23 protein-coding genes, 5 pseudogenes and 2 other annotated features are annotated in these 24,699 nt (G+C 42.9%); of the genes and pseudogenes, 4 read left to right on the top strand and 24 right to left on the bottom strand.

Annotated features, from left to right (window positions below; all coding sequences use genetic code 11):
* Positions 1-28: 28 nt before the first annotated feature.
* The 6 genes and pseudogenes from PCORN_RS01825 to PCORN_RS01800 all read right to left on the bottom strand — a co-directional run bounded on the left by PCORN_RS01825 (position 29) and on the right by PCORN_RS01800 (position 9,462).
* On the bottom strand, positions 29-1,006 hold the full coding sequence (locus PCORN_RS01825; RefSeq protein WP_051999169.1) for an HD domain-containing protein: 978 nt from the start codon (positions 1,004-1,006) through the stop codon (positions 29-31).
* Positions 1,007-1,148: 142 nt separating this feature from the next.
* Positions 1,149-4,367, bottom strand: a complete 3,219-nt coding sequence (locus tag PCORN_RS01820) for an MMPL family transporter (RefSeq protein ID WP_036077061.1) — start codon at positions 4,365-4,367, stop codon at positions 1,149-1,151.
* An 18-nt stretch (positions 4,368-4,385) separates the two neighbouring features.
* A pseudogene (locus PCORN_RS01815) lies at positions 4,386-4,831 on the bottom strand (MarR family winged helix-turn-helix transcriptional regulator).
* Between the two features lie 102 nt (positions 4,832-4,933).
* A pseudogene (pheT, locus tag PCORN_RS01810) lies at positions 4,934-7,340 on the bottom strand (phenylalanine--tRNA ligase subunit beta).
* A gap of 14 nt (positions 7,341-7,354) precedes the next feature.
* Complete coding sequence (pheS, locus tag PCORN_RS01805; RefSeq protein WP_036077058.1) at positions 7,355-8,395, bottom strand: phenylalanine--tRNA ligase subunit alpha; 1,041 nt, start codon at positions 8,393-8,395, stop codon at positions 7,355-7,357.
* A gap of 45 nt (positions 8,396-8,440) precedes the next feature.
* Positions 8,441-8,673, bottom strand: a binding site (T-box leader).
* 453 nt (positions 8,674-9,126) lie between these two features.
* Entirely contained in the window at positions 9,127-9,462 is a 336-nt protein-coding gene (locus tag PCORN_RS01800) for a winged helix-turn-helix transcriptional regulator (RefSeq protein ID WP_036077056.1), read from the bottom strand.
* A gap of 175 nt (positions 9,463-9,637) precedes the next feature.
* Here PCORN_RS01800 and PCORN_RS01795 point away from each other — a divergent pair, with 175 nt between their 5' ends.
* A complete protein-coding gene (locus PCORN_RS01795) occupies positions 9,638-9,982 on the top strand; it encodes a DUF6054 family protein (protein WP_036077054.1) in 345 nt (114 codons plus the stop codon).
* Positions 9,983-10,036: 54 nt separating this feature from the next.
* Here the strand turns inward: PCORN_RS01795 and PCORN_RS01790 are convergent, their stop codons facing one another.
* Positions 10,037-10,795 (bottom strand): TrmH family RNA methyltransferase, encoded by a 759-nt coding sequence (locus PCORN_RS01790; RefSeq protein ID WP_036077052.1) that lies wholly within the window; start codon positions 10,793-10,795, stop codon positions 10,037-10,039.
* A gap of 143 nt (positions 10,796-10,938) precedes the next feature.
* Here PCORN_RS01790 and PCORN_RS01785 point away from each other — a divergent pair, with 143 nt between their 5' ends.
* Positions 10,939-12,285, top strand: a complete 1,347-nt coding sequence (locus PCORN_RS01785; RefSeq protein ID WP_036077050.1) for a sodium-dependent transporter — start codon at positions 10,939-10,941, stop codon at positions 12,283-12,285.
* A 45-nt stretch (positions 12,286-12,330) separates the two neighbouring features.
* Here the strand turns inward: PCORN_RS01785 and PCORN_RS01780 are convergent, their stop codons facing one another.
* From PCORN_RS01780 to PCORN_RS01750, 7 genes and pseudogenes are all read right to left on the bottom strand, one after another.
* Positions 12,331-13,008 (bottom strand): NAD-dependent epimerase/dehydratase family protein, encoded by a 678-nt coding sequence (locus tag PCORN_RS01780; protein WP_149024211.1) that lies wholly within the window; start codon positions 13,006-13,008, stop codon positions 12,331-12,333.
* A complete protein-coding gene (locus PCORN_RS01775) occupies positions 12,947-13,315 on the bottom strand; it encodes a hypothetical protein (RefSeq protein WP_036077046.1) in 369 nt (122 codons plus the stop codon). The genes PCORN_RS01780 and PCORN_RS01775 overlap by 62 nt, the downstream gene beginning before the upstream one ends.
* 40 nt (positions 13,316-13,355) lie before the next feature.
* Positions 13,356-14,435 (bottom strand): M42 family metallopeptidase, encoded by a 1,080-nt coding sequence (locus tag PCORN_RS01770; RefSeq protein ID WP_036077044.1) that lies wholly within the window; start codon positions 14,433-14,435, stop codon positions 13,356-13,358.
* Positions 14,436-14,572: 137 nt separating this feature from the next.
* Complete coding sequence (gene rplT, locus PCORN_RS01765; RefSeq protein WP_036062116.1) at positions 14,573-14,932, bottom strand: 50S ribosomal protein L20; 360 nt, start codon at positions 14,930-14,932, stop codon at positions 14,573-14,575.
* Positions 14,933-14,998: 66 nt separating this feature from the next.
* Positions 14,999-15,200: pseudogene (gene rpmI, locus PCORN_RS01760) on the bottom strand (50S ribosomal protein L35).
* A gap of 21 nt (positions 15,201-15,221) precedes the next feature.
* Positions 15,222-15,737 carry a translation initiation factor IF-3 gene (infC, locus tag PCORN_RS01755; protein WP_149024216.1) on the bottom strand — a complete coding sequence of 172 codons (516 nt, stop codon included), beginning with the start codon at positions 15,735-15,737 and terminating at the stop codon, positions 15,222-15,224.
* Positions 15,738-15,781: 44 nt separating this feature from the next.
* Positions 15,782-15,920 (bottom strand) — a sequence feature (ribosomal protein L20 leader region).
* 124 nt (positions 15,921-16,044) lie between these two features.
* Positions 16,045-16,290 (bottom strand): hypothetical protein, encoded by a 246-nt coding sequence (locus PCORN_RS01750; protein WP_036077040.1) that lies wholly within the window; start codon positions 16,288-16,290, stop codon positions 16,045-16,047.
* Positions 16,291-16,422: 132 nt separating this feature from the next.
* On the opposite strand from PCORN_RS01750, the gene PCORN_RS01745 reads away from it, so the two are divergent.
* A complete protein-coding gene (locus PCORN_RS01745) occupies positions 16,423-17,484 on the top strand; it encodes a type I restriction endonuclease (protein ID WP_036077038.1) in 1,062 nt (353 codons plus the stop codon).
* A gap of 51 nt (positions 17,485-17,535) precedes the next feature.
* Here PCORN_RS01745 and PCORN_RS01740 read toward each other — a convergent pair whose 3' ends face one another.
* On the bottom strand, positions 17,536-17,931 hold the full coding sequence (locus PCORN_RS01740; RefSeq protein WP_036077036.1) for a VOC family protein: 396 nt from the start codon (positions 17,929-17,931) through the stop codon (positions 17,536-17,538).
* A 112-nt stretch (positions 17,932-18,043) separates the two neighbouring features.
* Entirely contained in the window at positions 18,044-18,388 is a 345-nt protein-coding gene (gene rplS, locus PCORN_RS01735) for a 50S ribosomal protein L19 (protein ID WP_036077033.1), read from the bottom strand.
* Between the two features lie 137 nt (positions 18,389-18,525).
* Between rplS and PCORN_RS01730 the strand changes: the two genes are divergently transcribed.
* Positions 18,526-19,185, top strand: coding sequence for an MBL fold metallo-hydrolase (locus PCORN_RS01730; RefSeq protein ID WP_065520105.1), 660 nt, complete (start codon positions 18,526-18,528; stop codon positions 19,183-19,185).
* On the opposite strand, the gene PCORN_RS01725 is transcribed toward PCORN_RS01730, so the two are convergent.
* The 8 genes and pseudogenes from PCORN_RS01725 to PCORN_RS01690 form a co-directional block, all read right to left on the bottom strand.
* Entirely contained in the window at positions 19,172-19,516 is a 345-nt protein-coding gene (locus tag PCORN_RS01725) for a hypothetical protein (protein ID WP_036077031.1), read from the bottom strand. The genes PCORN_RS01730 and PCORN_RS01725 overlap by 14 nt on opposite strands.
* 2 nt (positions 19,517-19,518) lie before the next feature.
* Positions 19,519-20,260 (bottom strand): annotated as a pseudogene (gene trmD / locus PCORN_RS01720) (tRNA (guanosine(37)-N1)-methyltransferase TrmD).
* The gene (rimM, locus tag PCORN_RS01715) at positions 20,261-20,779 is read right to left on the bottom strand and encodes a ribosome maturation factor RimM (RefSeq protein WP_036077028.1); all 519 of its coding nucleotides are present in this window, start codon (positions 20,777-20,779) and stop codon (positions 20,261-20,263) included. It lies immediately after the preceding pseudogene.
* Positions 20,780-20,789: 10 nt separating this feature from the next.
* Positions 20,790-21,177 (bottom strand): annotated as a pseudogene (locus PCORN_RS01710) (YlqD family protein).
* Positions 21,178-21,623: 446 nt separating this feature from the next.
* Positions 21,624-21,854 carry a KH domain-containing protein gene (locus tag PCORN_RS01705; RefSeq protein WP_036072758.1) on the bottom strand — a complete coding sequence of 77 codons (231 nt, stop codon included), beginning with the start codon at positions 21,852-21,854 and terminating at the stop codon, positions 21,624-21,626.
* Between the two features lie 14 nt (positions 21,855-21,868).
* Positions 21,869-22,141 (bottom strand): 30S ribosomal protein S16, encoded by a 273-nt coding sequence (gene rpsP, locus PCORN_RS01700; RefSeq protein ID WP_036077025.1) that lies wholly within the window; start codon positions 22,139-22,141, stop codon positions 21,869-21,871.
* Positions 22,142-22,182: 41 nt separating this feature from the next.
* Positions 22,183-23,868 carry a poly(glycerol-phosphate) alpha-glucosyltransferase gene (locus PCORN_RS01695; RefSeq protein WP_420912009.1) on the bottom strand — a complete coding sequence of 562 codons (1,686 nt, stop codon included), beginning with the start codon at positions 23,866-23,868 and terminating at the stop codon, positions 22,183-22,185.
* Positions 23,869-23,948: 80 nt separating this feature from the next.
* A partial coding sequence (locus PCORN_RS01690) for an LPXTG cell wall anchor domain-containing protein (RefSeq protein WP_036077021.1) occupies positions 23,949-24,699 on the bottom strand: 751 nt, incomplete at its 5' end.

Here is a 24,699-nt window from a genome sequence, read left to right as displayed (position 1 = left end):
TTTCCCCCACTTATTCTTGATACCACAATTATACATGTATCACTCGAATAAATGAACCGTTTTGATACTTTTCCTTTAAAGTTTTGATGGTCGATTTAGCTTCTTCATTTATGGTCGAGATTGGAACAACACCTGTCATCGTTTGTACAAGTGGGTCCACCACTCTCGTTTTCCCTCGCATATGAAAATCGAAATTCCGCTCATCTAGCACAACCTTCACCCCTCTATGTAAAGTTGCTAACTCGTCCTGTAGCTTCTTATCTAGAATCCCACGTAATTTCTCCATAACCGCTTCGTCTGTACTCGTTTCTAAAAATTGCAACGTTATATAGTTTGCTTCTATAGCATATCGCAAAATCATCGTCATTTTCCATGCACTATATATATTTCGCGGGTCGAGCAAAACTACAGCAACATATTCTTGATATTTCCGGATGTACCACATAGCAATATCTTCTGATTGCAACACAAACTGGCCATCCACAACAGATAAATCATCAAAGAAATCAGTGACTTCCTCTTCACTAATATATCCATATGTCCGCATATCTCTTAGAAAATAATCGATTCGATCAGCACAAAGATTAGGCGCCAACTGCTCTAGTAATTTATATTGGCTCAAGTCTCCTAATGACAAATTATAGTTCGCAGCGGTTAGTATATTGGCAACCTCACTATTTTGTATCGTGTCTAAAAAAATTTGGTCGTGATAACTTTCTTTTTTGTCGTCCACGAGATAATCGATAACATGTGAAAAACTCGTATGCGATATATCGTGCAATAGCCCTGCCACCTGCTCCTCTACACTGCCACCAAATCGCTTGATGAGTAGCATCACACCAATAGAATGTTCTAACCGAGTCACAGTCCAATTCCCATGAATCAAGTAAGCAGCTCCAGCTTGATGAACATGTTGAAGTCTTTGCATGGCTCTGGTCGCTATTAAATCTTGCATACTATTATTCCATTCATATTCACCGTGTAAAATATCTTTTCCATTCATCATTTGAACACCTCTCAAACAAGAACTTATGTTCGTGTTTTACATCAAATTATTCCCCATGTCAACTATAATGATAATAAAGCTACACGATTTAAAATTATTTTCTCAAAAAACCGAACAGCTCTTACACTGCTCGGTTGGGAATCTATTTACGATCTTTCGGGTCGATATTTTCTTGATGATCATTTTTTCTAGTGATGAACGGCCACCAGTTTGCTTTTCCGAATAGTCGAACCATGACTGGGACGAATAGCGGTAGAACGACGAATGCATAGAGTAGCAGTCCTATGAGCACCACGGAGGCGATTTCTAGTAGGGATAGCACTCCTGCTGGCATCATCGCGGCGAATGTCCCTCCGAGAATAAGTACCGCGGAGAAGATAACGCCACCCATGTTTTTCATGGTTAGAATCATGCGTTCGCGAATCGGCATGCCATGATATTCGTTAAATCGGGTCATCAGGAAGATCGAATAATCGATTCCGAGTGCGACGAGTACGACAAAGCCGAAGAACGGTGTTGCCCATGTTAGGCCGTCATAACCAATAATTCGGGCGAAGATGATTTCAGCGATTCCAATGGATGCGAAGTACGTTAATACGAGTGACGCAATAAGGTAAAGTGGCATCACGAGCGAACGTAACACGATGACTAGAACAATAAATACGCCTGTTAGTACGAAAATTAATACTAATTGGTAGTCAGCGCTGGACATATCTCTCGTATCGTAGTTAATGCTTGTCATTCCACCAATTCCGATGTTTGCATTTTCCAGTTTCGTGCCTTGTAAACTTGATTTTAGTTGGTCGTTTATGCCATCGATGGTGTCCATTGCTTCATCGGAGTATGGATTTTTCGTTAAAACTAAGTTTAGTGAGGCTAATTTGCCGTCGGAGGACATGTATTGATCGAGTACTTTTTGATAGTCGGCGTTGTTTAGTAATTGCTCTGGGATGTAGATACCTGACTCGTCGTACGGTACATTGGACCAATTTTTCACGAAATCGTTGGCGTCTGTCAAGCCGGTTTCGATTTTTCCTAGGCCATCTGCGCTTTGTTTCAAGCCTGTTGTTAATTGTCCAATTTGGCCTGACATCGCGGTGAATCCTGTTTGCAATTGGCCTTGTCCTGCAGCGAGTTGTGTTAGTGCAGAGGAAATTTCAGGCATTTTTGCTACGACTTGATCTTCGCCTGTCGCTGCTTGATTTAAGCCGCTTTCTAATTGTGTTAAGCCTGTTTCAATTTGACCTAGGCCGCTGTTGAAGGCGCCGAGTCCTTGTGTTATTTCTGCATTTTTTGCGTTTAGTTCAGCCATACCAGCCGCTAATGTTTGGATGCCTTGATTTAGAGCTGTCATTTGTTGTTTGGCTTTTGCCATTTCTTTGTCAATGCTCGCTTGGATTTGTGGTCCGAGTGCTTTCGTTGCTTGACCGATTTTGGCGAAGTCTCCCATAATCGCTTTAAAATCAGGATCGTTCATTGCAGCTGGGTGGCTTGCGATATAAGCTTTTAAGGAGCCCTCCATGTCGCTGAACAAAGCATTTAAAGCGGTCGCATCGATAGCTGGTTTCGCTGGATTTTGGAAGCTAGCTGTTTGATCGGCTACTTTTTCTAACGCCGTTCCGATTTGGTTGTAGCCTGCTTGGATTTGTTCTTGACCATCTTGTAATTTGGAAAGTTGGGCGCGTGCTTCTTGGACACCTTTTTCTAAATCACCCGCGCCTGATGCCCCAGCTTTAATACCTGTCGAAATTTGGGCTAAGGCGGCTTGTAGTTGGTCGACGCCATCTTTGGTCGCGACGGTTCCTGCTTGGAGCTCCCCAACACTTTTAACCGCTTCGTTTAACTGTGGTTCTGATTTCGCCATTTGTGAACTAGCGTCGGATAAACCTTTTTGAATCGTGCCAACGCCTTGGCCTGCAGTATCTAGCCCATCTCCAACTTTGCCTGCTTGGTCTTTGATGTAGATGTCATCGAGACGTTTTCCGGTTGGTCTTGAGGCGCTGAGAACCATATCGACGCCATCCACATGGGATAAGTCTGTCGAAATTTGTTCGAGTAGTGCCAAATATTCTGTTGTTTTCATAGAATCATCGTTTTCCAAGTACACGGTGGTTGGCGCAACTTGGCCTGCTCCGAAGCTATCGGAAACGACGTCAAAACCTTTTTTGGATGGGTATTTGTCGCTGATTTCGTCGAGGGAATTAAAGGATAAGTTCCCTGTGTGCATGATGATTGGTGGCACGGTGATTGCGGCTACGATGAGAAGGGCAAGAAATGGTCTGGCGAACGCAAATTTGCCTGCCGCGCCCCATAATTTATTTTCTTTATGACCAACATTTTTATTGAGTGGCCAAAATAATGCCGTGCCGAGCGTTGCCATGAAAAATGGAACAATCGTGAACAGTGCAGCGAGTAGGACCACAATTCCGACTGCAACAGCGACTGCCGAACGATATAGTTCGAATTGCACGAAACTGAGTGAGGCGAAAGCAACGAGTACTGCGATTCCGCTATAAATAACGGTTTTTCCGGCTGTTCGATACGTTGCAAAAACGGCTTCTTTTCCGGACAAACCATTCCCGATTTCTTCTTTAAAACGACTCATCAATAGGATACAGTAATCTGTTCCGATTCCAAATAGGATACAAACCATGAATATTTGGGTGTACGTCGAAACTGGGAAGTTCCATTGATCGACTAGGAAGGAAACCACTGCCTGACTGGTTAAATAGCTGACTCCAACCGTTAGTAGCGGGATAAAAGGCGCCACAACAGAACGGAAAACTAAGACTAATACGACTAGAATAAAGACGATGGTGATGCCTTCTGTTTTATGTAAACCGTCTTCGGAACTCTGAACAACATCCTCTTGGATCAAAGCGTTTCCTGTTAAATACGTGTCCACGCCTTTGATGTTCATTTTCTTGTCAATATCTGCGCGAATTTCTTTGACTGGTGTTTTTCCTGCGTCCACATTGAATGTCGCGACCATCGTTTTGCCGTCTTTTGATAGGAATTTATCTTTTAACTCCGGCTGGTTAAAACTATCGACAACACTCGTGATGTGAAGCGATTTCTTATTTTTGTCGATATTACTGAGTGAGCCTTCGATGTTATTTAAGTCTGTCTTTGTGAGCTTTTTATCCGATGTGTAGACAGCGATGTAGGCCTGACCTTGTTTATCAGGATTATGTTTTTTCTCCATTTCGGTTGCAAGCGATGATGGGTAGCCACCTGGGAGTTTGATTTCCCCTTTTTCGCGAACCAAATCAGCCATATTGGGCGCCGTGAAAATGAGTACCGCCATGACAACGAGCCAAGCTGCTACAATCGGCCATCTAAATTTTACAATCCATTTCATTTGATCGAATCCCCCTCTTTATTTTTCGATGACTGACTCCGTTATTTTTTTATACAACGCTAAAAATTGTTCGCTGTCTTCCTCGCTAGAATTTCAAGCCAGTTAGAAACGAGTTCTTCTAGTTTTTGTTCGCACGCCTGATATACCTTTTCCCCATTATCGGTTACTGTTAACCTAATTCCACGCTTATCTTCTACATTTTTCATGCGATGAACGAGGTATTTCTCGAATAGCCGGTTAATCTTCGCTGTAATCGCGCTTTTGTGCATGCTGAGCGCCGTCGCCAGATCGTTCGGACTAGACTCACCGTGCTCCGCTAAATAACGCAATACCAAAAATTGTTCAAATGAAATACCCTGCTTCCCTAAAATTTGTTCCGCAATGGCATCGTGTAGTTGCCGTGTCACAAATATGTATGTTTCTTCGTAGCTTTTGATTAGCTGCCTTACTTTATCTTTCTCCAAAACAAGTTCACCCCCTAAACTATTTATTTACTATAGCAAATTGTAATTGGGTGCAAAAAAACTGCTCTCTTCCAAAATTTAGGAAAAGAACAGTTTCAAAAATTATCGAATGACCGCGTCAAATTTCGTTTCAAGCGCTGTAACAATCGCTTGGTTAGCTTTCGTCACTTCTTCGTCCGTCAATGTGCGTTCAGGATCGAGGAATGTGAGCGTGTAAGCCATCGATTTTTTATCTGCGCCAAGTTTTTCGCCTTCAAAAATGTCGAAAAGCTGGATGTTGGTTAAAAGTTTGCCGGCCTGTGCTTTGATTTCATTTTCTAGCGCGGCTTGGCTGACTTCTTTACTCACTAACAAAGCGATATCACGCGTCATGCTTGGGAACCTCGGAATCGTATGGTATGCCACTGCTTTTTTCGGTGCTGCTAAAAGTTGCGTGGCACCCAATTCGAACACGTAGGTTTCTTTCAAATCAAGTTCAGCGGCAAGTGACGGATGTATTTGCGCTAAATAACCGATTTCTTCACCAGCTAGCGAGATAGACGCTGTTCTTCCTGGATGCAAATCTTGTTTCTCTATTTGCTTCCATTCCAAAGCTTCCTCTAGTCCAAGTTTTGCAACAACACCCTCAACCATACCTTTTAATAGGAAGAAGTCGACTTTCTTCTCTTGTTTTTGCCAATCCGTTTCCCGCCAATTTCCTGTGATAAGTCCGGCTAAATGTTCCGTTTCAAGCGGTAAATTATCGCCTTCTGTCGCATAGAAGACCGTACCTAGCTCGTATAACGCGACATTGCTATTTTTACGAGCCACATTGTAACTTGCTGCTTTCAGAAGTTGTGGCACGATACTCGTCCGTAAGTGGCTATGTTCCTCACTCATCGGCATAGAAAGCGACACGGCTTTTTCTTCTGAAAGCGCTAATTTTGTTGCGGCTTGTTCGGCAGTTAAAGAATACGTTAACGCTTGATTCAGCCAGCGCCTTCCAAATAGCTACGAATCGTTCTTTTAGCGGCTTGTTCGACTGTCAAACGACCCGCTGAAACGCTGTTCGGCAACGTTGATGGAATTTTATCGTAACCATAAATACGCGCTACTTCTTCAAAAATATCCGCTTCAATCAGAATATCCCAACGACGCGATGGGACGGTAATCGCTAATGTATCGCCATCCACAGCCAAATCAAACTGTAATTTTGCGAAAATAGCTTGTACTTCTGTCGGGCTAATTTCAGTTCCTAAAACACGATTAATCCGCGTCAAGGTTGTTTCAATGGTGTTCTTGTTTTTTGCGCGGTTATCAACAGCCGCCAAGCCACCAATGAGCGTACCGCCTGCAAGTTCAGCAATCAACGCCGCACCGTGTTGCAATGCTTTTTCCACCTTCCAAGCGTCGCTACCTTTGTCGTAACGGATACTTGCTTCCGTTCTCAAATTAAGCTCACGAGACGCACGCCCAACGTAACTACTGCTAAAAATAGCACCTTCTAAAGCAACCGTCGTCGTTGTTTCGATAACTTCGGACGTTTCGCCGCCCATCACACCTGCAATCGCGATCGGATTCGTCCCGTTTGTAATCACCGCATGACCAGCATTTAGCGTACGTTTTTCGCCATCGAGCGTTACGATTTCTTCCCCATCCGTAGCAAGACGAACCACAATTTCCTTACTGCCAAGTCGCTCATAGTCAAAAGCATGGAGCGGCTGACCGTATTTCAAACAAATATAATTCGTCACGTCAACAACATTGTTATGCGGTCGAATCCCAGCCTTCATTAGCTTCGTTTGTAACCACAGCGGCGATTCGCGAACAACAACGTCCTTGATAACTTGCATCCCGTAAAATGCGTCGTGTCCGCATCTTGCACGCTCACTTGCACATATTCCGATACATCGCCTTGCGTGGCTACTTCCGGAATCGCATCAAACACCGATTTTTGACCCACAATCGCGCCAACTTCATACGCAACACCCGTCATACTAAGCGCATCCGCCCGGTTTGGCGTAATGGCCATATCCAAGATTGCATCATCCAAGCCAAGTAAAGCCGTCGCATCCACGCCAACTTCCACTTCCGCCGGCAATACAAAAATCCCATCCGCCACTGCTTTCGGAATCGTTTTCCCTTCAAAGCCTAACTCTTGTAGCGAGCAAATCATGCCTTCTGACACTTCTCCGCGCAATTTCGCACGCTTGATTTTCATGCCACCTGGTAATTTCGCACCAACACGAGCGACAATCACTTTTTGTCCAGTTGCAACGTTTGGCGCGCCGCAAATAATTTGAATGGCCTCCGATTCACCAACATTCACCGTACATTTATTTAATGTATCCGCATTCGGATGTTTTTCGCACGTGACTACCTCGCCGACTACGACATTCGATATTTCAGCGTTCAAATGCTCCACGCCTTCTATTTCAATCCCGCCACGCGTAATGCGTTCTCCCAGCTCTTCTGCTGAAACCGCCAGATTTGGAAAATATTCTTTTACCCATTGATATGATACTAACATGCCTCTTCGCCCCCTTATTCTTTCACCGAAAATTGTTTTGTAAACCGCAAATCGTTTGTGTACAGGTGACGAATATCATCCACCGCATATTTCAACATCGCGACACGCTCTGGACCCATTCCAAAGGCAAAACCGCTATATTTTTTCGAATCGATTCCTGACATTTCAAGCACATTCGGATGCACCATACCAGAACCAAGAATTTCAATCCAACCAGTGCCTTTACACACACGACAACCTTCACCGCCACATTTGAAACACGAAATATCCATCTCAACAGAAGGCTCCGTGAACGGGAAAAAACTAGGACGTAATCTCACATCACGCGCTTCGCCAAACATTTTCTTCGCAAGCACTGTCAGCGTTCCTTTTAAGTCAGCTAGTGTAATATTTTCATCTACAACTAAACCCTCAATTTGCGTAAATTGATGAGAATGCGTCGCGTCATCGTTATCACGGCGATACACTTTACCCGGACAAATAATTTTAATCGGGCCATTTGCAAAGTCGTGTTGCTCCATCACGCGCGCCTGAACAGGAGACGTTTGTGTACGCAATAACGTATTTTCCGTAATGTAAAAACTATCTTGCATATCACGCGCTGGGTGATCTTTCGGCAAGTTCAACGCCTCGAAATTATAATAGTCCTTCTCCACTTCCGGACCTTCAGCGATCGTGTAACCCATTCCGATAAACAAGTCCTCGATTTCTTCAATAACCTGTGTCAACAAATGCGCCGTGCCTTCTTTCACAGTCGTTCCAGGAAGCGTTACATCAATCGTTTCATTCGCGAGCTGTTTCTTAATTTCCGCCGCACCCAATTCCTCTTGCTTCTCTTGAATCGCGTTCGTCAATTGCTCCCGAACTTCATTGGCGATTGCTCCCACTTTCGGACGCTCCTCCGCAGACAATTTTCCCATCTGCTTCATAATTTCCGTCATTGGTCCCTTTTTCCCTAAATACTTCACACGTAAATCGTTCAACGTCTCTAAACTTTCCACAGCCGCAATTTCCTTCACAGCCTCTTGTTTCAATTGCTCCAACTGATCTAACACGCTACTTCACTCCTTATTTTTAGCCAAAATAAAAAACCTTATCCACAAAGGGACGAGGTTATAATCACGCGGTACCACCCTAATAGACAGCAAAATGCCATCCACTTCATTCAAATAACGGCTTCACACCGATCTGTCTTTCATTATAAAAAATCCCGACAGCGACTCCAGAGCTGAAATGTTCGCACATACGTATCACATGAGGTTATTTACAGTCTAAGATAACCTCTCCCTAAAAATGAATCCGTAAAGCTACTTGTCTCCTTCAACGTCTTTAAGCAATATTTAGTTGATACGTTCCATTATAGTATGTTTGGTTGGAATTTTCAAGGTAAAAAAGAAATAGGTCTGGAACATAGCCCAAATAAATCGGCGACAAGCGTTCGCATTGTTGGGGCTGTTCGAAATGAAATGAGTTACAGCCCCAATATGCCTATGAGCATCGCGAATAGGCGTTCCTTCTGGAGATTTAGAACAAGGATGCGGTACATCTTTGCGGTTCTGCTACACGATAGCCGTTTCGCTTAACTTCTTGCATGGTCGAGGAAACTACTCTCTCCCTGCTTTCAGTCATCACATACACCAGTATGCGCAGCTCTCCGACTTCCACCAAATCCCCTGAATACAAACGCTTTCGCTCGATTTGTGTAAAGCTTCATTTTCGTCTTACCCAAAAGTGAAGGGAAGGCAATTTTATCTTGTTTGGAGTTTGCCCCAGCCTGTAAATTTCACTACTTTTCTACTGGAGTCAATTCGATCCAATCCTCCGCCCATTCCTGAACTTGAATCATCACTTTCTCCAAGCCTTTACCTTTTTCAGTCAATACATATTCAATGCGAACAGGTGTCTCTGGGTACACGTGGCGCACGACGATTCCGGATTCTTCTAACTCTTTTAAGCGCTCTGCAAGGACACGATCACTCATTTGTGTAATCTCGCCTGCAATCTCCTTAAAGCGTTTCGGTCCATCCAGCAAAACATTAATAATCAGACCGGTCCAACGCTTACCAAGTAGCGAAAAGGCATTCTCGAACTTCGGACACATTGTATGCGTTTCTTCTTTCATTGTTCTCACCTCTAAAAGTATTATATCATATTTCATGCTAGAAAGTAACTCATTTAAACTCACTAGCTTACAATTAATAAGCGAATGGATGCATTGAAAAATACCTTATTTAAGCGTAAAATAGAGGTATCAGATAAGCTAGCGTAGCAAAACGTCATTGGAGGGATCGCAAATCATGACTCAATCCAGGTATGTTGTAAAAAGTAGCGTAGCCGAAACGATGGATTTAATTAAATTATCCCAATCTACGAACGATCTTTGCTTTGAAGAACTACGCCAATTTGGTGAGTTCCATCAAGGCATGTTAACCTATGACCAGACATCTTTACGTCCCAGTAATCATAGCGCTTTATTCATTGTCGTGCATGATTTTAACCACGTCACGGAAGTCACTATGATTACGACAGGCGGTTCTGGCACCCTATTTAACATCGATTGGAGTGCCGCAAAAGGGATTATGGGCGGTGTCAAATCCGCTTTGAAACCCGTGCTTATTAAAGAAGTAAAGATGCGAGACTAGACAAAAACAGTACGAACCTGATATTAGGTTCGCACTGTTTTTCAATCTATCGCCCTACTTCCTCAAACCATACATCAAAATCCCCGCAGCTACCGCAACGTTCAGCGATTCACTAGCACCGTATATTGGTATGTACACCTTGTGCGTAAGCCGTGTTTGTAGTTCTGTCTGAATACCGTTTCCTTCATTACCAACCATCAAGGCCAATGTTTCGCGCGGCTCCACGTCCTGTAATTTTGTTGCAGTATCATCTAAAACAGCTCCAAAAATTGGGACGCCATCCTCTTCCAAACGCTCAATCCAGTCTAACAAACTCGCTTGCAAAACCGGAATGTGGAAATGGCTTCCTTGTGTCGATCGAATCACTTTTGGATTGTATAGATCCGCACTTCCACGCCCCAGAACAACCGCGTCATATCCCGCGGCATCCGCTGTACGAATCAAAGTCCCGACGTTTCCTGGATCCTGCACGCCATCTAGCAGCAAGAATTTCTTACCGAACAACATCATAATTTCTGGATCTTCCATTTTCACGACGGCGAAGATGCCTTGATCCGTAATTGTTTCACTAATACTTGTCGCCACTTCTTTATTCACGTAAAACACAGGGATATTCGTGATACTCCATTCTTCCGGTATCTTCACATTTGGCGCTACAATTAGCTCCGTTACTAAGCCGTCTTGACGCAATGCCTCTTCTACAAGATGAAACCCTTCTATCAGATAGGAAAACTCTTGCTGTCTCCCTTTTTTTGTTTGCAATTTACGCCAATTTTTGACGCGGTCGTTTTTCGTTGATTTGATCATTTCCACGATTCATCACGCTCCCATTCCTATCTATTATAGCATAATGCATAACTATTCGTGAAAAGCTTATTTTCAGGTTGTTATCTCCTATGTAAAACTGGTATAATACGTTAAAGATGAAACGCACTAAAGGGGAGATTAAAACTATTATGCAAAAAAATCGGGAACAATGGACATCAAAATTAGGATTTATTTTAGCATCGGCAGGATCGGCAATCGGATTGGGAGCGCTTTGGAAAATGCCTTACGTAACAGCAAACGCTGGCGGTGGCGCTTTCTTTCTTATTTTCGCTATCTTCACGCTATTTATCGGCTTGCCCGTGTTACTTGGCGAATTCGTCATTGGCAGAAACACGCAGAGCGGAACCATTGCGGCCTATCGAAAATTGGCGCCTAACACAAAATGGGACTGGACGGGGCGTATCGGCGTTCTCACTTGCTTCTTGATTCTTGCTTTTTATTGTGTGGTCGGTGGTTGGGCGATACTCTACATATGGAAGGCCGCGACCGGAGCACTCCATGGGCTCTCTGTAGACGCTTTGACCGAGCTATTTGTAACGACTTCCAATGATCCGCTACAGGTCATTTTAGCAACGGTCCTATTTATTGCGATTAACTTTTTCGTATTGCTAAAAGGGATTACGGCTGGAATTGAGCGTGCGAATCGTTGGATGATGCCTGCCTTATTTCTCTTTTTGCTCATATTAATCGTGTATGCATTGACCTTGCCGAACGCGATGGATGGTGTCGCTTACTTTTTACAGCCGAAGTTTGAGGATTTGTCTTCTGATGGAATTTTGCAGGCGCTTGGACAGAGTTTCTTCTCACTTGCGGTCGGCGTTGGTGGGATGATCACCTATGCTTCCTACTTAAAGCGCGATGTATTCTTGCCGAGTAGCGCGCTGACGATTGCCTTGATGAACTTGCTCGTTTCTTTATTCGCTGGACTTGCGATTTTCCCAGCTGCTTTCTCATTCGGAATCGAGCCACAAGCAGGACCAGGACTCTTATTTATCGTCTTACCGGCGATTTTTAACCAAGTCCCGTTCGGCATTGTTTTCTTACTGTTATTTTTAGTTTTATTCCTATTCGCAGCACTGACATCCAGCTTCAACTTATTCGAAGTGCCAGTCACAGCATTCCTCGAAAAACGACCAGAAGCTAGAAAACGCGTACTTCTCATCGTTGTCGTGATCGTAACGTTGCTCGCCGTTCCAACGTCATTAAGTACTGGCGTTCTAGCCGACGTCACCCTTTTCGGGAAAAATTTATTCGGTATCGCGGACTATCTTGCATCGAATATCTTACTTCCAATTGGCGCTTTCTTGATTGCTATCTTTGTCGGGTTTCGGATGCCACGCCAAGTTTTACTGGATGAAATTACATCAGGCGGGGCGTTTCGATTCAAACTTTTCGCGGCTTGGTTATTGATTTTAAAATATGTATGTCCCATCGCGATTTTCCTTGTATTCTTACAACAGTTAGGCATTTTATAAACGCAAAAAACGATGATGCGCAATCTAGGCATCATCGTTTTTGCGTTATAAAGTCGTGAAAACTTCTTGAATCGCTTTTTCTACATTGTCTGTATGGTAATCAAGCACATCTAACGCCTCGATTGGATCCACGTAAAGGGCACGAGCGAGCAGTTCTGTGTACGCCACTGGTTCAAATCCTGCCTCACGACCAGTTAATTCAATCTCGTGCGCCTCTTTTCTTGCCACTGCTTGAAATTCGCGAAATGTCAACGTCTTAATCTGTATATCGGATTGCAATGCACATTTGGCTTTCATCAAAAAAGCCTCATTTGAGATATTTCGCCAACCTAGCGTATAACTTTTCGGTGCGACCTCATCATTGGCTGCTCCAACAAGCGCCTGTCCAACCTGCTTTGCGGTCATATAGCACGATCCCCCTGTCGCCTTGTTATGCTGATCAACGTAAAGTGGAAACTCCCTGCGTTGCAAGCGTTTGGCGTACGTTTTCCAAGCCGATTCATGGCCAGGAACTAGCCCCACAACATAGGGTAAGCGCAGAGCAATCGTTTCCAAGCCATTCCCGTTCTCAGCCAGCAGACGCATCTCCTGCTCCACACTTGCATAAATATACGGATGAAGCTCCGTCAACTGCATATCAGGCCATAGCGCATGAAAGTAATTATAAAACGATGTACAGAGAATAAATCGAGATACCCCAGCCTGCCGTGCGAGTTGCGCCAAGTGTTGCACAGGTTCCACATTGACCTGAAAGAAAAACGCTTTCGCCGGCTTTTTCGGAATATAATGTGAGTTTACCCCACCTGCAAAAATAAAAATATCCTGCCCTTTTAAAAAATTTCACAATTTCAGCGTCAGACATATCATTTATATCACCAAAATGATGTTTGGCTCGCGCATCTAGAACACCATCTGCCGGTACTGGTGGTAAGGAAAAAGTCGTCACCCGATAGTCCTCCGTGTCTAAAAACGCTTTTGTTGCGGCGTAACCAATCAAGCCTGTTCCGCCAAGAATAAATACGGATTTCACTGTTGTAGACCCTCCCAGCTCGTCTGAAGTGAAGCTACTCTTAACCTAAACGAATCTCTTTTACTTTATCCGCATCTAGACGTTTCACAACTTCTGTAATCAATGTCACAGCATTCGTAAAGTCATCACGATGTAACATTGATGTATGCGAGTGAATATAACGCGTTGCAATCGTGATAGAGAGCGATGGAATCCCATTACCAGTCAAATGAATCGCACCAGAATCCGTCCCACCAGCAGCAATTGCCTCGAATTGATAAGGAATCTCTAGCTCATCGGCTACATCTGTCACAAAATTCCGCAATGGCGCATGACTAATCATCGACGCATCATAAATAATAATCTGCGGACCTTCACCCATTTTGCTGACTGCTTCTTTCGCCGTCACGCCCGGCGTATCGCCCGCAATCCCAACATCGACACCAAATGCGATATCCGGCATGATTTGATATGCCGACGTTTTAGCGCCACGCAAGCCGACCTCTTCTTGCACGGTTCCAACGCCATAGACGATATTCGGATGTTTTTCGCCTTGTAAGTTGCGCAACACTTCAATCGCAATCGCAAGACCAATCCGGTTATCCCACGCTTTTGCAAGGAGATATTTCTCATTTTTCATCACAGTAAATTCGAACGCAGGAACAATCATATCGCCAGGCTTAATGCCCCAACTCACGACCTCATCCTTATCCGCCGCACCAACATCGATAAACATATCTTTTATATCAAAAGCCTTTTGGCGCTCCGCTGCACTCATCAAATGTGGCGGTTTCGAACCGATAACACCAGTAATCTCTTCCCCAGAACGCGTCACAATCGTTACACGCTGCGCTAACATCACAGAACTAACCCAGCCACCGATCGTTTGGAATTTGATAAAACCCTTGTCATCGATTTGTGTAACCATGAACCCGACTTCATCCAAATGACCCGCAATCATGATTTTAGGACCGTTTGCATCTCCTGTTTTTGTTGCAATTGCACTGCCAAGCCCGTCCGTTTCAAACGTGTCTGCAAGTGGCTCTATGTAATGCTTGAAGACTTCACGCACCGCACGCTCATTTCCTGAGATTCCTTTCGCGTCGGTAAGCTCTTTCAACATTTCTAATTGTTTATCCATCTTTCGTTCCTCCTCGAAAATTACATCTTTTCCTTCTATAGTATACGCTTATTTTTCTGGCAAAACCACTTCTAGGCATAAAAATAAACGGCGAACAAGAATCAGATTCTCTGTTCACCGCTTATGCAATGTATCTCCTATTTAGCTAAAGCGTCTTTTGCTTGTGTCGCGATTTGCGTGAAAGCTGCTTCATCGTGCACTGCAAGATCTGCTAGCATTTTACGGTTCATGTCAATACCGGCGAGTTTCAAACCGTGCATGAATTTGCTGTAAGAAAGATCATTCAAACGAGCTGCCGCATTGATACGTGCAATCCATAATTTACGGAAATCACGTTTCTTTTGACGACGATCCCGATAAGCGTATTGGTAAGATTTCATTACCGCTTGGTTTGCTACTTTATATAGTGTATGCTTCGAGCCGTAATAGCCCTTCGCTAATTTAATTACTTTTCTCCGACGTTTGCGTGTTACTGTTCCGCCTTTTACGCGTGGCATATAAATTACCTCCTAATGGGTTTTCACAAAAATTAAGATTCTGTGTTTTTCCGAATTAAAACTTGCTTATTTCATTTTAGCGACCATTTGGCGAATACGCTTGAAGTCACCTTTTGAAACTAACGCACTTTTACGTAGTTTACGTTTTTGTTTTTTGAGATTTGTTTGCGAACATATGACTTGTGTAACCGTGCGAACGTTTTAATTTACCAGAACCTGTTCTTTTGAAACGCTTAGCAGAGCCACGGTGAGTTTTCATTTTTGGCATGAATTTTTCCTCCTCAGAACTTTACTTTTCTTGAATTGGTGCTAGGACTAGGAACATTGAACGTCCGTCCATTTTTGGTCTTTGCTCAATTGTGCAAAGGTCTGCGCACTCTTTTGCAAAACGGTCAAGCACTCTCTGACCGATTTCTTTATGGGTAATCGCACGCCCTTTAAAACGGATAGAGCATTTTACTTTATCGCCTTTTTCAAGGAACTTGCGCGCGTTACGTAGTTTCGTATCGAAATCATGTTCGTCAATCGTAGGACTTAAACGAACTTCCTTCATTACGATGATCTTTTGATTCTTGCGAGCTTCTTTGTCTTTCTTCTGCTGCTCGAAGCGGAATTTACCATAGTCCATAATACGGGCTACTGGCGGTTTCGCTGTCGCGGCAACTAGAACAACATCCAAATTGGCTTTCTCCGCAATTTCAAGTGCTTCAGCTTTTGTTTTGACACCAAGCTGTTCGCCGTCTTGATCAATCAATCTTAATTCACGTGCACGAATCCCATCGTTTACCAACATGTCTTTGCTAATGGTGAGCCACCTCCATAAATTATTACTCATAACAAGTGAAAGTACGCATAAAAAAAGCGCCGGTTTCATTACAAACCCGCACATCAGAAAATTCACATACATCATACGTGAACTATAATTCCAATTCTTTGCCTGCAAAAATACATTTACGAGGCGAGAAGCGGGATGCTCCTTCTTTCTTGTCATTCATTAACCAGAAGTTATTGTACCACGGCTAGACTGCATATGTCAAATCACCTACTCATTCGACTACGAGATTTATCATATCAAAGTTTGGCCTGCTTTTCAAGAGCTTTCTGAAACTTTTTCAAATTCCCGGCTCGGCAAAGAGGATTTTGAATGGGCTGTGGATCGTTTGTTGCATGATTTGGGTCATGATTTGGTCTTTTTCGAGCTGGGAGATTGGCGTGATTTCGTTTGCTTTGTGCCAGTTTTGGATGGATGTTGGATCTGCGATGAAGCCGCCGCGGATGAGCTCGCCGTTTAGTTGGAAGTGTTGGCCAGATTGATTTTCGATGGTGATGTGATTATTGTGACCTGTTAGTATATACATTTTATTTCCCTCCTCCGCCTAAGATATGTAAAAATGTGTATTCCGTGATATAATTGTACTATCTTTTATAATGAATAAGGAGGCCTTACATAGCACTTTTCGAAAATAGATTGAAATAGGGAGCGAATAAAAATGGAACAAGACCAATTTACCGCAAATGTAAAAGTACTTGGAGACCGTATCACGCAACTGAAAGAATCGATTATCACAGAAGAAGCTACGAAAACCTCATTGATTATGCCATTTTTTCAAATACTTGGTTATGATGTTTTCAACCCGCTTGAGTTCACGCCAGAATTTATTGCAGATGTAGGCATAAAGAAAGGTGAAAAAGTGGACTATGCTATTTTAGCTGACGGTAAACCATTAATTTTAATCGAAGCAAAGTCTATTAATGAGAAACTTAAAAAACATGATTCGCAACTTTTCAGGTATTTCGGTACAACATCGGCAAAATTCGGGATACTGACAAATGGTGACGAATATCGTATTTATACAGATTTGGAAGCGCCTAACAAAATGGATCCAACACCTTTCTTCACATTCTCACTCACTGATTTACAAGATGTACAGATTCCTGAAATCATTAAATTTCATAAAGAAAATTTCGATGTTGAAGCGATTGCTAAAAATGCCTCCGATTTAAAATATTTAGGTCACATTAAAAAATTCATCGAGCAAGAAATTGATAATCCAAGTGAAGAGTTTGTAAAATTCGTCATTAATGAGGTCTATGAGGGTATGAAGACAAAAGCCGTTATTGATAAGTTTACACCTGTCGTAAGGCGCGGTTTCCGTCAATATATTTCTGACCAAGTAAACAACAAGTTGAGTGCCGCATTAAACAATAACGTGAGTTCTTCCGTAGAGGTTGAGGAAATTTTGCAAGACTCCCAAGTAGAAGAAGTTGAAATTGAAACAACACACGAAGAACTGGAAGCATTTACAACAGTAAAACTTCTTTTAAAAGATAAGATTGATACAAGTCGTATTTTCTTTAGGGATAATCGTTCGTACTTCAATATTATACTAGACGATAATATACGCAAATGGATACTTAGATTACATGTAAATAATAGTCGGAAGTTTATCACGTTAAATGATGAAGAAAAGACAACCATTGACATCAATGAAGTCTTGGATATATACAATCATGCAGATAAAATTATTCCAATACTAGATAGCTATCAATAAATATAGTATATAAGGCTTGAATCTCATAAAACGGATTCAAGCCTTTGCTTGTCATTTCTCCCAATTCAGTTCCCAACTAAATCCAAATTTATCGACAACCTTTGCGTGTACGGCGCCCCAGAAAGCTTCTTGGAGTTCCATTTCGATTGTGCCTTCTTCGGCAAGCGCTGTGTAGATATTGGTAATCTCCTCCTCTGAATCAAACTCTAAGCCTAGCATGACGCTATTTCCTTCTGTGACTGGCGTTTGGAAAATATCATTGAGATAGAGTGTCAAATTTTCGTTAATGACGATTTCTGCATGGAGGACTTTATTCGGATATTGTTCAAAACCGGGAATCCCATCTGACATTTGAAAATTTTTAATTTCTCCTCCAAAAATGGCGTGATAATAGGCAACTGCTTCTTTACAGTGATCTGTTGTTAAATAAGGAATGAGCTTTTTCATCGTTTTAACTTCCTTCCATTATTTGATAGTATCAGAATACGCGATTGTCTCTTTTTTTTGCAAGCGATACATAAAAAAAACGATCAGCGCGATGCCGACCGTCTTTTTATAATTAACGAATTTCTTTAATACGAGCTGCTTTACCACGTAGATCACGTAGGTAATACAATTTCGCACGACGTACTTTACCACGACGTAATACTTCTAATTTAGCGATACGCGGTGTGTGTACAGGGAATGTACGCTCAACGCCAACACTATAAGAGATTTTACGAACTGTGAAAGTTTCGCTGATTCCTGCTCCACGGCGTTTGATTACAATACCTTCAAAAAGCTGAATACGTTCGCGAGTTCCCTCGACAACCTTCACGTGAAGGCGAACAGTATCACCAGGACGGAAGCTAGGTACGTCTGGATTTAATTGACTTTTAGTAATTTCATTGATTAACAAATTCATTACATTTCATCTCCTTCCAACAGACATTCTTTCATTCAACATATGTAATGAAGCGGAACATCGTTATAAAACTGGATCTGTCCAGTTACTCATCTAATTTATCACATTTATCATGGTGTGTAAAGGGTTTTTTCTTGATGGCTAAAATATGGTATGATGATGCTATCTATTCCAAGAAGAAAGGACGTGTTCCAACGATGAGAACGGTGACGCAAAATAACCTCACACAACTCACCACATTGCCATTCCTATTTCCGGTCAACTGCTATTTAGTTAAAGATGAAGATTTCCTCACACTCATTGATACAGCCTTGCCAATGAGCGCTAACAAAATTTTAAAGCAGATTGCGGCCATTGGTTTACCGCTCCGGTATATTGTTTTGACGCACGCACACGGCGATCATATTGGGTCGCTACAACGAATTGCAGAAGCTCATCCTGATGCGAAAATTATGATTTCTAACCGAGAATTGCAACTACTCAAAAATCCAGCACCGTATGCATTTGAAGCGCAGAAACCCATCAAAGGTTCCTATCCCAAAACATTTCCAGTTAAGGTAGATAAAACAATCGTAGAAGGCGACATGATTGGCTCCTTATCCGTGATTGAGACGCCAGGTCACACGCCTGGATCCGTTTCTTTTTTTGATAATCGGACGAAAGCTGTGATTGTCGGTGATTTGTTGCAAACACAAGGCGGCATAGCAGTCGCAGGCGATACGCGTCTCCTCTTCCCTTTCCCTACAATGGGCACATGGGATTTAGAAACCGGTATTGCTTCCACTAAAATCTCGTAATTTTCGTCATGACTACCGTGCCATAACCAACTTGGCTCATGAGTAATTTGCCATCTTCTTCTCGAATGAACTGCTCCTCGAAATGGCAGTTAAGTACCGCGTCTCCGCCAAGCTCGTGAGCCTGCTCTTGCAAACCTCGAACGATTCCTGAAAAATCAGATGTCGCGGCCCAGCCCACTTTTGCCTCCGCTTGCACGTAATTACGAACAAAAACAACCTGTACAACATCGTGGTTTACTGCTGTTGGTCCAGTCGATACAAGTACGGATTCCACGTCACGATTCAATACGTCGTCGCGATTTTCAGCCTCTTCATTTTTAAAAATTCCCATGCCTAGTCCACTCCTTTTTGAATCTCCTCCAACCATTTTTGCTGCTGGTCAGATAAAGTATAACTTTCAAGTAAGTCTGGTCGGCGTTCCCATGTGCGGCGCAATGACTCACGTTCCCGCCATTCTTCGATCCATTTATGATTCCCATTTAAAAGTACTTCCGGAACCTCCATATCGCGAAACTGCGCTGGTCGCGTGTAGTGCGGGTGCTCAAGTAGGCCTGTAGAAAAAGAATCCGTTACAGCTGAATCCGCATTCCCAAGCGCTCCTGGAAGCAGACGAATCACGCTATCCATCATCGCCATCGCCCCAATTTCGCCACCCGTTAAAATATAATCACCAATCGAAACTTCATCCGTGACCAAAAACTCGCGAATTCGCTCATCATAGCCTTCATAATGCCCACAAATAAAAATCAAATGTTCCTCCTGCGCAAATTCCTCCGCCAATTTCTGGTCGAATCGTTTGCCAGCTGGATCCATCAAAATAATTCGCGGTTTCGTATCCGGCGTTCTTTCCCGTAGCGCTTCCACTGCTGAGAAAATCGGTTGTGCCTTCAAAAGCATCCCAGCGCCGCCGCCATACGGGTAATCATCGACCGTTTGATGCTTTCCTTCTGCATATTCCCGAAAGTCTGTAATAGAAACATCCACGAGTCCTTTTTCAATTGTTTTTTTTTATAATCGAATTCCCCGTCATGCCATCAAACATCGTTGGAAAAATCGACAAAACATCCATTTTCATTTAGTCAAACAATCCTTCCATGACAGAAATCGTGATTTTTTGATCCTTGATATTGACCGACTGCACGACATCCGCGATATATGGAATTAACTTGTCTTTCTGGCCCTTCATCTGCACAACCCAAACGTCATTCGCGCCAGGCGTCAAGATTTCACTAATCGTTCCGAGCAAGTCGCCTTCTTCCGTATACACCTCACATCCAATAATCTCGTGGAAGTAATATTCGTTTTCCTCCAAATCACCAAGCTGCGATTCCGGCACTTTCAGTATCCCGTCCCTCATTCGCTCGACGTTATTGATACCAATAATCCCCTCAAACGTCAACAAGTCAAAATTCTTATGTTTCCGATGCGTCTTGATAATCAGTTTTTCAGGCTTCTTGCTACCTTTTGCGAATAAAAATAACTCATTTCCAGGGACAAAGCGCTCATCCGCAAAATCCGTCTGCGAAATAACGCGAATCTCTCCCATTAAACCGTGTGTATTCACTACTTTTCCTACATTAAACATCTGTTCCATGCTTTCACCTCTAGCGTATTTCTAGTATAACATCATCTTTCACGACAATCGTTTTCGCAAAAATGGTCTCGTCCCAAGCATCGCCAACCGCGACGTCTAGGATTGCCTCCAATTCACGCTCTTTGATTTCACTTCCAATCGGTAAAATTTCGAGCTGCTCGACTTGGAATTCAATCCTTTTTACTTTCTCGTGTCGCATTTCAATTTCTTTTGCAAAGTAACTATTCACCGATTCTTGATTAAACTTATTTTTGTGTTCCATCTTTTTTTTGTTCAAAATGGAGTTGATCACTTTCTTTTTGTAACGTTTGCCGTTGTTCTAAGTAGAATTGAAATAATTTCTCCTTACTTTTTTCCGTAAGAATTTGTTTCACAGTGACTTTTTGGATAATTTTCATGAGGCACGCTCCTTTATCCGTTGGGGTGTTTGTTTTATTGTAACATATGAAGAGCTGAGGAAGCCCGTTAGACCCGAAAAAATTTGTTAGGGTCTCCGTGAAAACCCGTTTTTGGTTTTTGCGGAGACCACGAAAATTTCGAGGGTCTGGCTTCCGAAGCTGGATCCGATGAAGAGCTGAAACGGCCCGCTCAGCTCCGAAAAAAACTGGAGCGGCCGCAGGAAAAAGCCGCTCTTGCTTTTTGTGGCCGTTAAAGCTAGACCAGAGGCACGAAAAGCGATATCACAGAAAATCAATCATTATTCACCTATAAGTCTATGTCTGTATCCAATACTCCGCTCCAGAGAGGATTACCTGCTCGCTTCGCTCGCATGCATATTGGAGCTGTAATTCACTTTGTTCAAACAGCTCCAACAAAAAACCACCTCACAAATTAATGTAGGTGGTCATTCAATGATTTCGAGACGCACTTTCTTCTCGCTACGGTTGCCTGACGCGTAGACAAGCGTACGAATCGATTTCGCGATCCGTCCCTGCTTGCCTATCACACGGCCCATATCATCTTTGTTTACTGATAACTTATAAAGAAGGCTTGTAGCACTCTCTTCCACCGAGACAACTACGTCATCTTGATGATCAACGAGAGGCTTTACGATGGTTAGAATTAAATCCTCCATAGCCATGACCTCTATTACTTACCTAGTTTTGAATTGTGGAATTTTTCCATAATGCCTTCATTTGACAACAAGTTACGAACTGTGTCAGATGGTTTCGCACCATTATGCATCCATTTTAAAACTGCTTCTTCGTCGATTTTCACTTCTGCTGGGTTCAAAAGTGGATTGTATGTACCCACTGTTTCGATTGAACGGCCATCACGAGGAGAACGAGAATCTGCAACTTGAATACGGTAGAAAGGTTTCTTGTTAGAACCCATACGTTTTAAACGAATTTTAACTGCCATTTATATATACACCTCCATAAAGTCTTACACAAGTATATATATTACCAGTAAAGGATTTGTTTGTAAAGTGTTTTTTCTTTACAGCTGCATTTTTTCTTTCTTTTTTTTTCTGGAACAGCTGCTGTGATTCGGTGTAAATAGCGACAGTAACCAGAAATATTATGTTCGACATCGTCAATGCGAACGCGGAACGAATGGTGGCGAATAAAGAAACTGTGCAGAATACGTGCTGGATTTTTGTAATACATTGCCAGTTCTGGATAGAAAAAACCATTCAGTTGATAGTCCGCGCGTTTTTCGATGGTGCGCTCTAATTTTTCACGATGAAAGCCTTCGAGCAAATAAGCTTTGTTTTCCGCTTCAATCCGTTCGCACATATCATGCGTTGCCACAGTCAGCTCCAGGAATGTCGGGAATGTCGTTGCGCGATCATAAATAAAGTCCAGGCGCCCGAAAGCATTTTTTAGACCAAATTCAAAATAGCGGTCTTCCGGTAAGTATTTCGTTATTTCATTCGTACAATAGCTGAGCCAATGATCATGATTTTTCCAGTATTCGTTTTTAATAAAATGATCAAACGCCTTCGTTGCAACGTCCAGCCAACGTGAATCGCGATCGAGTTCATATAAACGCAGCAAGCCCAAAACAGCTTCTCCATCATAATAGATAATCCGAAAAGCGTCTTTTACTGCAAGCGTTGGGTATTCAAGAACATGAATAAACCGGCCATCCTCCTGCTGCTGGTCACAAATCGCATGCGCAAGCTTTTGAGAAAGCGCTAAATAGCTATTATTTTCAGTCACCTGCATATATTTTGAAAAAGCCAAGATTGCCGCTGCATTCGCGCCTAACTTCATTTCATTGTTATCGCGCTCAATGACATATGCACGGCTTTCCTGCTCACGAATCAGATCAATCGCCAGAAAACGGAGTGCTTTCTCAGCAGCTCGCAAAATCTTTGGTTCGCCAGACACTTCATACGACTCCAGCATCGAATACGTGGAGCTCGCATGACGCAGACTATTATAATGTTTTATTTTCTTATCAAAACAAGAGAAGTAACCATAGATAAATTCACCATCCGCACCAACCTGATCTGCCAAATACGCGCCAGATTTCCGGATGAGCTCCTCCACTTCTGAAGGCTCCAATTGTGAAATGATGCGTCGCCCATGATTTAGCTCCCCACGGTAAAGTGGCAAAACAGTATCTCCATCAAAGTAAAACCCAATCGTATCAAAAACAATCACTTCGGAATTCGCCTCTATTTCTAATTTGCCATGTTCCTTATGCGACTGTATCAAATAACGATTCAAGTTCTCCACATTCAGCGCCAAACCAGTTTCTTTTGGCTGTATCATTGCATTTCCATTGACCTCTTGCTCCAACAAAGCCGTGTGGAACCCTTTATCAAATGAAACACCGAGACGGCAATAATTCTTCTTCGTATGTAGCGCCATATCGTTCCATTCCGAAAAAAGCATTGCCTTGAACTGATAAGCCACGTCAATTTTAAAATTAGCAGTATGTTTATCTGTTTCTTTTCTAAGTTGCTTAAAAATATAGTCAAGTGACGCATTGCTGTAATTGATAACCGTCGCGCGTTTTGTAGAATGTTCCAGTGATAGGAAGACTTTCCAATTTCCGAGCCAACTCATAGTCCCGACTTGTTTTGCCTCGTTTTCAATAGCTTTTTTAATTTCCAAAACAGCATCCACACTTTGCATAGCCATCCACTCCTTATATAGCCCCCCTATTCCGAAAAATAAGGAGGCCTAGTATTGTTACTTAGCGTGAAAAAATCGAATTATTCTTGCGGCTTTCTTCTAAACAATCTTAGTAAGAAACCACCAGCTAACGCGAGCAATCCAGCACCGAACCATTGCGCAGTAGTAGAATTTTCATCACCAGTAGACGGTAACGATGAGCCGTCAGAGCCAGACGAGGAAGTATCCGCACTTATCATACTCGTCGTTCCAGTTCCCGTACCACCTGTACTAATAGGCACAATCACCGAACCAGTACCGCCAGTTCCACCTGTACCACCAGTTCCTGTATTGATTGGCGTATTAGGATCTGTATCACCATCAGCATCATCGACTAAAGGAAGTACCTCCGTTGAAGCAATAGCGCTAGTTTTAGTAGTTTCTCCTCTAGTTGCTGTTAGATACGCCGTAATAATATCACCAGCATCTAACTTATGACCAGAGACATTGACAACATAATCCCCGTCGTCATCTAACGTTACATCACCAATAATAGTACCATCTGGAAGTTGTAGCGTTAACTCCAAATCCGTTCCTTCTGGAAGTTCCGGAGCTAAAGCCTGAGCTCGTTGAATCAAGCTATTGATAGGACTAGGTGCATCATCATAGATCCCATCGCCACGGATAAACGTATCACCTTCATGAACAGGATTGATAAGCGGTCTATCGACAATATAGTTCATCCAATCAATGTCCCCGTCGGCATCGGCATCCGCGTCAGCGTCTGCATCGGCGTCGGCATCGGCATCGGCATCGGCATCGGCGTCAGCATCCGCATCGGCATCGGCATCG

It is taken from the genome of Listeria cornellensis FSL F6-0969, from assembly GCF_000525855.1.
Lineage (GTDB): Bacteria > Bacillota > Bacilli > Lactobacillales > Listeriaceae > Listeria_A > Listeria_A cornellensis.
This window is presented reverse-complemented; position numbering and strand designations above follow the sequence as displayed.